The organism is Hominilimicola fabiformis (genome assembly GCF_020687385.1).
Lineage (GTDB): Bacteria > Bacillota > Clostridia > UBA1381 > UBA1381 > Hominilimicola > Hominilimicola fabiformis.
The window spans coordinates 1-1,617 of the sequence record NZ_JAJEQM010000040.1 but is presented as its reverse complement, the minus strand read 5'-3'; the positions used below and the strand labels follow the sequence as shown (position 1 = coordinate 1,617).

2 protein-coding genes are annotated in these 1,617 nt (G+C 34.9%); both read right to left on the bottom strand.

Annotated elements, in window-relative coordinates; translation table 11 throughout:
* Positions 1-265: helix-turn-helix domain-containing protein (locus LKE05_RS13990; RefSeq protein WP_308457243.1), on the bottom strand; the 265-nt coding region annotated here is incomplete at its 3' end.
* A gap of 441 nt (positions 266-706) precedes the next feature.
* Positions 707-1,477: a ParA family protein gene (locus LKE05_RS13985; protein WP_308457242.1), complete on the bottom strand. Its 771-nt coding sequence runs from the start codon at positions 1,475-1,477 to the stop codon at positions 707-709.
* Between the last annotated feature and the right edge of the window lie 140 nt (positions 1,478-1,617).

Sequence of the window (1,617 nt, the reverse complement as noted above, 5' to 3'; positions counted from 1 at the left end):
TATTTGCTACACTAAATAGATTACTTGTCTGAGAACCATTTGCTCTCCACCTTGCTTTAACTTTAATAAGTCCCTTTTTTATCAACTCTTTTATGTATTTGGTGTATGTTGATATTGAAAAGCCACCCTTTTCACTCAATGTTCTGCGTGACGGAAAGCAATCACCTTTTGCATTTTTGTATTTACTCAATATTGTGTACAATGCTATTTCATACGGATTTAAACACGAAAAGATTTTACTGTCGAGTAATATATATCTTCTCATTCCTAATTCCTTTTACTATTTCGCTCTACCGAAAATACATTTCTTACCGGAAACATAAGTTGATGTTAGTTCATCACATTATGCCAAACAAACACGACTACTGCTATATAGCAGATTCCGTAAAATGTTTCGCATATCCCCCTAACCGACGGAACACTGTCTTTGAAGTTATCATTGACTCAGTGTAAGTATCATTATAATCAAATTGGTCATGGCGGAGAATTACAACATCTCCTACAGCCTATATGGGATACCGCAGAATGCGTCCATCGCTGTATAAGGCTCGCAATTTGAAAAAGTACCTATATTACCTTTTATTGAACTGTAAAAATATATGAGTGTCCTTGTATGATTGCCAAATCTTCTTGATTTGCAAAAGAACACATTAGAGCTACTATATTTAGTAACTCTAATCTATCCTTTTGCGGATAGATTTTAATATCACTCTCCCATTCTATTTAACATTTCGTCTGCCAACTCCCTGTATGCCGTAGCAACTTTACCTTGTGGGTCATGCTGCAATATTGTTTTTCCCATTCTGTTTGCTTCCGCAGCTTTAGTTGATAGCGGAATTACTGTATTAAATGTTTCCGTTCGCTCATCGTTTCTTATCGTTTCTGAAATGATGTTATCGTTTTTATTTCTGCCATCATACATTGTAATCACATCGCCTAAAACCTTTAAATTAGGATTAATGCAACGTCTTGTCAATTCTACCGACTGTAACAAGGCATCAAAACCTTGCAAGCTGTAATAATCCTTTGCAAGTACTGGAACTATAACATAGTCCGAAGCTACAAATGAATTGACCGTTAATATGCCCAATGACGGCAATGTGTCAATTATTATGTAGTCATAATTGCTTTTTATAGGCTCTAATATTCTCTTTAAAACCCCCTCACGTCCTATGACGCTTACCAACGTCAACTCCATATTTGATAACTCAATATTGCTCGGCAATATATCAAATAGCTCCGTATGTATTACCGATAAATCTGATGGTTTAAAACTATTATTTATATCTGCTATCATTGCATTTACAATAGTTTCTTCAACATCTTTAAAGCCACAACCAATCGTTGCATTGCCTTGTGGGTCGAAGTCGACCAATAATACTTTTTTATTTTTTTCTGCCAATGCTGCCGCCAAATTTATTGATGTCGTTGTCTTACCGACACCGCCCTTTTGTGTTGATACCGCTATAACTTTCATATCCTTTTCCTCCTATAAAATCTGTTTTGTGCAATCAAAAAGGGAATAATAACAGAACTTTCAAATCTATTATTATTCCCTTTAATAAAACTTATATTTAATTGTGTATGTCAAAACGTGTTCACTTCATCTGCACCAAA